7 protein-coding genes are annotated in these 8,858 nt (G+C 31.1%); 2 read left to right on the forward strand and 5 right to left on the reverse strand.

All coding sequences use genetic code 11. The annotated features are described in order from the left end of the window. Nucleotides 1-1,023: a 3-dehydroquinate synthase gene (aroB, locus tag HY951_00365; GenBank protein MBI5538485.1), complete on the reverse strand. Its 1,023-nt coding sequence runs from the start codon at nucleotides 1,021-1,023 to the stop codon at nucleotides 1-3. 68 nt (nucleotides 1,024-1,091) lie between these two features. Beyond that, entirely contained in the window at nucleotides 1,092-2,159 is a 1,068-nt protein-coding gene (locus HY951_00370; protein MBI5538486.1) for an endonuclease, read from the reverse strand. Between the two features lie 186 nt (nucleotides 2,160-2,345). Here HY951_00370 and HY951_00375 point away from each other — a divergent pair, with 186 nt between their 5' ends. Next, nucleotides 2,346-3,884, forward strand: coding sequence for an aromatic amino acid lyase (locus tag HY951_00375; GenBank protein ID MBI5538487.1), 1,539 nt, complete (start codon nucleotides 2,346-2,348; stop codon nucleotides 3,882-3,884). 54 nt (nucleotides 3,885-3,938) lie between these two features. On the opposite strand, the gene HY951_00380 is transcribed toward HY951_00375, so the two are convergent. The 3 genes from HY951_00380 to HY951_00390 all read right to left on the reverse strand — a co-directional run bounded on the left by HY951_00380 (nucleotide 3,939) and on the right by HY951_00390 (nucleotide 8,177). Further along, nucleotides 3,939-6,095, reverse strand: coding sequence for a tetratricopeptide repeat protein (locus HY951_00380; GenBank protein MBI5538488.1), 2,157 nt, complete (start codon nucleotides 6,093-6,095; stop codon nucleotides 3,939-3,941). 167 nt (nucleotides 6,096-6,262) lie between these two features. Continuing rightward, nucleotides 6,263-7,075, reverse strand: a complete 813-nt coding sequence (locus HY951_00385) for a hypothetical protein (GenBank protein MBI5538489.1) — start codon at nucleotides 7,073-7,075, stop codon at nucleotides 6,263-6,265. Nucleotides 7,076-7,100: 25 nt separating this feature from the next. Continuing rightward, nucleotides 7,101-8,177 (reverse strand): hypothetical protein, encoded by a 1,077-nt coding sequence (locus HY951_00390; GenBank protein ID MBI5538490.1) that lies wholly within the window; start codon nucleotides 8,175-8,177, stop codon nucleotides 7,101-7,103. Between the two features lie 143 nt (nucleotides 8,178-8,320). Between HY951_00390 and udk the strand changes: the two genes are divergently transcribed. Beyond that, nucleotides 8,321-8,858 (forward strand): uridine kinase (gene udk / locus HY951_00395; GenBank protein MBI5538491.1); only part of this gene is annotated, 538 nt, incomplete at its 3' end.

Consider the following 8,858-nt stretch of genomic DNA (forward strand, 5'->3'; position numbering starts at 1 on the left):
TTAATCGAAAACGGATAAAAGACCCTTCTTTAAATTTTCAATAGAGATTTTATTATACGTTAATTTTCCAATATCTGAAACAAAAACAAAGTGTAGTGAATCATTGGTTTTCTTTTTATCAAATTCCATAAATTCAATAATATCTTTAATGTTTAAAGTGGTTTTTACAGGAAGCTCATAAAATGATAACAAATTAAAAAGATTTTCAACAATAGAGTTGTTGCAATAGTTAAAATATACGGAAAGTTTAGTTGTCATCATCATCCCTATAGCGATAGCCTTGCCGTGGCTTATTCCTTCTTTTAGTTCAATAATATGTCCAATAGTATGTCCGAAATTTAGAATTCTTCTGATTCCGTTTTCGAAAGGATCAAGCGAAACAATTTCGGTTTTCGTTTGAATTGCAGATTTTATAATGTTATAGTTTACTACACCGGATCTTAATTCAGTATTATTAAGTAAAGAATTATAAAATTGTTCTCCTGAAATTATTGAATGTTTTATTATTTCAGATATCCCATTTTTAAATTCTTCACGTGGAAGGGTGCTTAAAAAGGTTGTATCAATAATAATTGATTCTGGTTGACGTATCGTACCAATAATGTTTTTGTGGTTATTAAAGTTAACCCCATTTTTACCTCCAATTGAGGCATCCACCATAGCTAAGAGCGATGTTGGAATTAATATAAAAGGTAATCCCCGATAAAAAGTTGAGGCAATAAATCCTGTTATGTCACAAACTATTCCTCCACCAATTGCAACTATTAATGTAGATCTGTCAGCCTTTAGTTCAATTAGTTTATTATAAATCTGTTCAACTTTAACTAAAGTTTTTTCTGATTCTAAAGACAGAAAGTTAATAACCGGGTAATTTTGTGAAATATACGGATAAAGTTTATTTACATTTTGATCGCAAATAATAATTATTCGTCTGTTTTTAGTAGCCAGATTTAATTTTTCAGAATAATTTCCGAAAAGAATCTCAGTAGTGCCGGTAACTAAATTTAACGATAAATTATCCATATTAAATAGTTAACGGGATAAAGTTAGAAATTTAATTTTAGCAATAAAGTAAAACTGAAATAGAAAGATTATTTTATGATTACAACTTTTTCTATTTTTGAGAAACTGTCAGATTTTATCTTAACAAAGTAAACTCCATCAGGTAGTCCTGAAAAATCAATTTCTTCTTCTTTGCTAAGTTCTTGTTTTGTAAAAATATTTGTACCGTCAGATTTAAATAAACTTAATTCATAAGGTTTATTAATTTTTGCATTTAAAGAAATATGTATTGAAGAAATTGCTGGGTTTGGGAAGATTGAAACTGAAGTAGTATTTTCCATGTCGTTAATTCCTGCAGCTGGTCCCCATATAGAGGTTACCCATTCAGGATGATCTATAAAAGGATTACGATTATGCTGAACTAATGAATAAATTTTATTATTTCTGTCGATTTCTTTTTGACTAACCGGATCCTGAGTATTCCATTTAAGAAGTAAAGATAAAGCCCATGGCTCAAAACAAGGAAATGACGTCCCGTTAAGCATTGCATCTCCATTAGTGTCATAATTCTCCCAACTGGCAACAACATTTTCATATCTGGTAACCATGTAAAAATAAGTTCTAGCTAAATCACCTTTATATTGATCGGCAGGCTCGAAAACAATGTTAGTATAACCTACAAAAGTAGAATTGCCTAATTTTCCGTTGCCATAAACAGTTCCTGTTGAAGTTTCACCAAATGGATAATTTGAACGCATTCCGTTTACTTTGCCATCTGTGGGATAAATATGAAAAATGTCTGAATTCATAGGAGAAACATCATTAAACCAACTTTTTGGAAATGAGTGTTCGTTGTTATAGCAGTCGCAAATATTAGAATAACTTCCGCATTGATCAGTTGAAAAGGTAAAATTACAATTGTCAGAATAAATATCCCATATTTTCCCATTAGTTTGTAAATCTGTATTATCATACCATGACCATAATGGATAAGATTGAACTGTATGTCCTTTAATAATATTGTATAATGCTGTTTTTAAGGGGGCTCCTGTTAATCCTGCAGCAGAATTGTAGTATCCGGTTGGTATTTGAGCTGTTGTGTTAAAAAAAAGAATTAAACCAACAATCAAAGCTGAAAATCTAAAAGATATTTGCATAAATTATTTTTTTGCAAATATAAGCTATAAACCTTGTTGTAGTTCTAAATTTTGACGAAAATTGAATTTTAAATTATTTTATATCTAATCTGATGAATTTTATCATTTCTAAATCTCGCCTTTTTTTGTTTATTTCGGGAAATCTAATTTAAGATTAAAATATTTTTTAAATAAAAACATTTATCTATGACACTAATAGTTAAAGGAAGCGGTCTTACAATTGAAGATGTAATAAAAGTAGCCCGTCATGGCGAAAAAGTTGAATTACATCCAGAATCTGTAAAAAAAATTCAGAAATGTCGTGCGATGCTCGAAAGAAAAATTGATGCTCACGAAATAATGTATGGAGTTAATACAGGTATTGGCGAATTCTCTGAAGTTGTTTTGAATGATGATCAGGTTAAAGAATTTCAAAAATACTTAGTTTATAACCATGCCGCAGGTATTGGAGAGGCTATGCCCTTAGAGCATGTGCGTGGAGCAATGCTTGGAAGGATAAATGTTCATGCGCACGGTAATTCGGGTTGCAGGCTTGAAATTACTCAAACTTTGGTTGAAATGTTAAATAAAGGAGTTACTCCTTTTGTTTGCAAAAAAGGTTCAGTTGGCGCTTGTGGAGATTTAGCTCCTATGTCACAAATTGCACTTTTAATGATGGGTGAGGGACATGCATATTATAAAGGAGAATTTTTAACCGGAAAAGAAGCTTTAGAAAAGGCAGGAATTTCAGTTCCTGGATTACAGGCACGTGATGGTTTAGCTACTATTAATGGCTCAAACGTAATGACTGCAATGAGTGCAATTTATTTGTACGATGTTAATAACTGGCTGAAACAAGCTGAAATAGCTTGCACAATGTCGCTGGAAGCCCTACGGGCAAACTTTGGTCCTTATAATCATAAGATTCACGAAATACGCGGATTTAAAGGAGCTATGAGAAGTGCTGCTGCAATCCGTAGAATTGCTACTGATGGTGATTTGTTAGAAAAAAGAATTAAAGTAAAAGTTCAGGATGCATACAGTATGCGTTCTACTCCACAGGTTATAGGTGCAGCTCATGATGCTGTTGCATGGGCACGTTCACAAGTTGAGATTGAATTAAACGGAGTAGGTGATAACCCAATTTTCTTCCCAGATGAGAATATTCAACTTTCTGGTGCAAACTTTCAGGGAACACCTGTTTCTTTGCCTATGGATTTAATTGGTGCTGCCGTAACAATGGTTAGTGTTTTATCCGAAAGAAGATTAAACCGTCTTAACAATCCTGCTTTAAGTGTTGGTTTACCTCCATTCCTAACAAAGGGTGCGGGAATGTTTTCGGGTATGATGTTAAGCCAGTATACTGCCGATATGCAAATTGTTGAACAAAGAATATTATCAGCTCCTGCATCAATTCAATCTATACCTGCAGCAGCAGATCAGGAAGATTTTGTTTCAATGGGTATGAATACTGCGATAAAAAATATTCAGATTTTAGATAACGCTTATGGTATTTTAGGTATTGAATTTATGGCAGCGGCTCAGGCATTGGATTTACGCGAAAAATATGAAGAAAAATTTATTTTTGGAAAAGGAACTCAGGTAGCAAAAGATGTTATAAGAAAACATATTAGCTATTTAGATATTGATCGTCCATTGTATCCTGATCATAATACAATGAAAGCACTTGTTCAATCATGTGAAATACTTACAGAAGTTGAAAAAGCAGTTGGAAGCCTAGAATAGTATTTAATGTTATTGTTATATAGAGTCGGTTGTTATAATATCAACCGACTTTTTTTATATCTTAATTCCTAACACTGTAATATCATCAGTTTGCTCATATTTAATTTCAGAATCATTCATCCAATTATATATGTTGTTATCAAGTATTGTTTTTTGATTATCCATTGGCATATCAGAAATAGAAACAAGTAATTCTTTAAATTTAGAATACATAAATTTCTTTCCTTTATTGCCTCCAAACTGGTCTGCGTATCCATCTGTGAAAAGATATATAGTGTCGCCTTCATGTAATTGCATTTCCTGATTTGAAAAATCATCCATAGTTATATGAATAGCAACAGGCATTTTATCTCCTTTAAGTTCATAAAGCTTAGGATTAGTATTCTCAAAGTCAGAATCTGCATTTTGTTCTTTTGAATTTAACCCTTTAACTATATAAATAGGATTATTTGCACCAGAAAATTGTAAATTATATGTTTCAAGATCTATTGCAATTAACGAGATATCCATTCCATCTTTTTGTTCGCCACTAATACCCTGTTGTTGTAGGGATTTTATTATATAATCTCTTAATAAATTTAGAATATTTGAAGTAGATATAAATTCAGATTGAGCGGTTATTTCGTTAAGAAATGATATTCCCAGCATACTCATAAAAGCTCCGGGAACTCCATGTCCTGTACAATCTGCAATTGCAACTAAAAGTTTATTTTTTTTAATTGTTGTCCAATAAAAGTCACCGCTAACAACATCCTTTGGTTTATATAAAATAAAATAATTTGCCAGTAGCATTTTAAATAACTCCTCACTTGGCAAAACTGCATGTTGTATACGTTCTGCGTATCTGATGCTGGCAGTAAGTTTACTGTGAATTTCCTCTACATGATTTTTTTGTGAAGTAACAATATCGCGTTGTGCTTCTATTTCATCCCTTTGTGCCGAAATTTCTTCATTTTGTTGATTAAGTTCTGCATTTTTTTCTTCAATTATAAACTTTTGCTCTGCTAATGCAATATTTGCTTTTTTCTTTTGCCTGAAACTTCTATAAGAAACAAATGCAAGAGCCAGCATTAATGCAAATCCAAAAATTAATCCATAAATCTGCATTTTTTGCCTTTTAACTTCAATGTTCTGTAATTCTTTATCTTTATTTAAAAGTGCAATTTCTTTTTCTTTCTTTTCATTTTGATAGCGTGCATCAAGCGTCTTTATTTGTTTACTGCTTTCAATATTATAAATGCTATCCTTAAATGTACTTTGTTCTTTTAAATATTCAAATGCTTTCTTATAGTTTCTTAAACTATCATTAGCTTTAGAGAGGTTTTCGTATGCTAATTTTTGCATTGGTAAAGAGCCAATATTTTCAGCGATTTTTAATCCCTTTAAAGAAAATAATACTCCTTTTTCATATTGTTTTTGAATTACATATAATGCAGAAATGTTTTGATAAACTCCGGCAATGCCATAAAGATCGCCATATTCTTCGTATAGCTTTAAGGCTTTAAAATAAAAATCAATAGCTTTCTTGTCATTAAGTTGTTCGCTATATAATAATCCGATATTGTTATACCCATCTGCCATTCCCTTAATATTCCCTAATTCAATATCAATCTTTAATGATTTCTGATAGAATTCTAAGGCGTAATTATATATTTTTTTATTCCAATATACTATTCCAATGTTATTATATATCAGTGATATTCCTTTTTTGTCTTTAATTTTTTCAAAAATCTTTAAAGCTTTTAAATAATATTCAATAGCCTTTCCGAATTCTCCCTGTTCGCTTTGAACAAGTCCAACATTGTTATAGCACATTGCAACTTTTTTTCTGTCATTTAATGCTTCATATATTTTAACAGCTTTTAAGTAGCAATCCATTGCTTTGTCAAAATTACCTTGTTGACTATTTAAATTACCAGTTATGTTATAACATCTAGCAATAAATTTATTGATTTTAAGTTTTGACGAAAGTTCTAATGCTTTTTGAAAATATGATAAGGCGGAATCCGGGGTGTTATAAAAGTATTGGCTTCCCAATGCAATAAAATGTTTTACCCTATTTGTGTCTGGTTTAGATTTCTTAATTAAATTTAAAAGACTATCTCTTTCTCGATTTATATTACTTTCATTTTCTGACTGTCCAACTGCGGAAACACACAAAAACAATAAAATAAAATTTAAAAGAATGTATTGTTTTATGTTTGGTTTCATGGTTCAATTTCTAATAAACTTTCTATACGCAATACTTAGGATTTAGGTTATAATATTTATTGGTAAAAGTATATATACGCATATAAATAAAGAATAAATATGTTTTATATAAAGATAAAAAAACCCAGTATTATCTGGGTCTTTATATTGAAAAATAGCAAAAGAAATTACTCTAATAAATATCCGATGCTCTTTACAACATCATTTTTATTCGTCTCAATCTCAATTACATTCCATTTTTTAGATTTTGTCCAGTAAACATATTTATATGTTGTATCTTTAGTAGAGTATGATGGAACTTCTTGTCCTAAAACAATAGCATAAATATTAATATCCTGATATTCTATTCTTTTATTTCTCACACATTCATAAGTTCCTGTTGGGGTTTTAACAGTTCCGCTTGCGTCTATTGAGCTATTAATTTTATATTTCATTTTAACTCTTGCTGGTACAGGACCACTTCCAAAATCAAGTTGAGCATCAATTGAAACAGAACCTGAATCAATATAATTTGCCCCTAGTTGCATTGGGAATTTAATTACAGTCCATGGATTTCCTAAAGTGTCTTTTAAAGGGGTGCCATTCATATCTGTAGTAATTCCAACAAGATCAATTTGCTGAGTAGATTTATTTAAAAATAAAGATGATTGTGATCCCTCAGGTATAAGTAAATTTGAGTTTGGAAATAGGTTAAAGTCAGGACTGGTATTTGGGTTTAATAAAATAGAAGTATCTACATTAGTAGAAAACGGTATTGAATCATAATCCCAAATCTGTCCGCTTGAAATACCTCCTAAAAGGTAAGCGTTATCGCCAGGTAATACGTTGTGTATGGCAATTCTGAATGTGTCACCAACACCACCTATATCTGATGAAGTATAGCTATATGGAAGTGGAGTTGTATTGCTATTGTCATCATCTTTTTTACATGAACTTATTAAAATTGTTGCAAAAGCAAAAAGCATCAAAGTTTTTTTCATAATAGTTTGAGTTTTGATTAGTAAATTATTTCTGATGTTTAATTTTTTTAATATTTCCCCAGCTATCAACCTCTACAATAATTACAGGATAACCTTTTTCTTTGTTAAAGTAATTATAAGTACGTGTTGTGTCATATTGATCAAGGTATGGCGAACCAGCTACCAGTACTTGGGTATGTCTGATTTGTACATTATGTTCACGAATACATTTAAATGAACCAATAGGAGTGTTAACTATACCGTTTGCATCAATTTCACTTTCATTATTAATATCAACTTGCAATGAAACAGCTACAGGAATTGGTATAGGAGGCATTGTTATAGTTGTGTCTTTTTGTAATGCACCATCATCAGTAAAGCTTACTCCAAACTCTGACGGGAATTTTAAATATATTAAACGGTTAGTTGTTGGAACAGAGAGCAAAATATTATTAACTGAGCCATACATGCCCATAATCTCTGCCTTAAGTGATGTAACATTTGCAAACATATCAAATGAGGTGCTATGATCTTTTATTACTACTGTTGAACCTGGAAAGTTTGAACCGCCCGTATGTGAGCTTGGTGATAAAAAATCTAATGTGTCAGTTGTTTCTGTTCCTAAGTTTAAAAAATTCCATATATTTCCTTTGCCTGTTGTTCCAAGCGAATATCCCTGCAAATTAGTACTGTCAATGCCCATATAAAATGTCTCATTTGCAATAGGAAAATCTTCATATAAATATGTATATGTTTCATAGTTGGTAATAATAGTCCAGTCTTGAATAGCAGTTCCGTTTTCTGCAGTTATTGTATAGGTAATTGTATTAATAAAATTGTTTAATGTTGCTCCGCTAACCTGAGGGGTGCTGCCAATATTAATAGTTGCACTTGGGGAAATTGTATATGTTGCTGCCACAAGACTGTCTAATTTTATTCCAAATGGCATAGTTACAACAACAGTATGAGCTCCCGGACTAATAACTGCTGATAATTGACCAGGAATTGAGAATGAAATTATAGCATTAGCGCTGCTTGGAATGGTAAGTATTGTTTCCGGTTTATCTTTTTTACAAGAAAATAGTATGATTGTGCAAGCTAGAAATGTTATAATGTTTTTCATGTAATTATGATTTGTTTAAGCAAAACTACCTAATTTTTAGATTATTTACAAATGAGTTAATGACATAATAATAATTTCAAGAAATTTAATGAAATATTTTTAGAATTTAAAACATCTTCATATATTGTGATAAAAATTAGATTATGTTAATTATAGGAATAGCAGGAGGTACAGGCTCAGGAAAAACGACTGTAGTCAAAAAAATTATTGAACGTTGTCCAAAAGACGAAGTTGTTGTTATGCCACAAGATGCTTATTACAGAGATAACAGTAATATGCCTATTGAGGAAAGGCTTGAAATTAATTTCGATCATCCTAATGCAGTTGAATTTGATTTACTGGTAGACCATATTAGTCGATTGAAAAAAGGTGAAACCATTCCAATGCCAATTTATTCATATTTAACTTGTACCCGTTCGCCCGAAGTTATTCCTGTTCAGCCCAAAAAAGTTGTAATAGTTGAGGGGATCTTGATTTTTACAAATCCAAAACTTCGTAATATTTGCGATATCAAAGTTTTTGTTGATGCCGATGCTGATGATAGGCTTATAAGAGTAATAAGGAGAGATATTATTGAGCGTGGAAGATCGGTTGACAAGGTTTTGGAAAGATATACCAAAACAGTAAAGCCTTCTCATATTCAATTTATAGAACCAACAAAATCTTTTGCTGATTTAATAG

The sequence above is a fragment of the Bacteroidia bacterium genome (assembly GCA_016218155.1).
GTDB lineage: Bacteria > Bacteroidota > Bacteroidia > Bacteroidales > GWA2-32-17 > GWA2-32-17.

Bases quoted from the DNA above. Each gene is read 5' to 3' on its own strand.
- aroB (MBI5538485.1), bottom strand. From the start codon at position 1,023: ATGGATAATTTATCGTTAAATTTAGTTACCGGCACTACTGAGATTCTT.
- HY951_00370 (MBI5538486.1), bottom strand. From the start codon at position 2,159: ATGCAAATATCTTTTAGATTTTCAGCTTTGATTGTTGGTTTAATTCTT.
- HY951_00375 (MBI5538487.1), top strand. From the start codon at position 2,346: ATGACACTAATAGTTAAAGGAAGCGGTCTTACAATTGAAGATGTAATA.
- HY951_00380 (MBI5538488.1), bottom strand. From the start codon at position 6,095: ATGAAACCAAACATAAAACAATACATTCTTTTAAATTTTATTTTATTG.
- HY951_00385 (MBI5538489.1), bottom strand. From the start codon at position 7,075: ATGAAAAAAACTTTGATGCTTTTTGCTTTTGCAACAATTTTAATAAGT.
- HY951_00390 (MBI5538490.1), bottom strand. From the start codon at position 8,177: ATGAAAAACATTATAACATTTCTAGCTTGCACAATCATACTATTTTCT.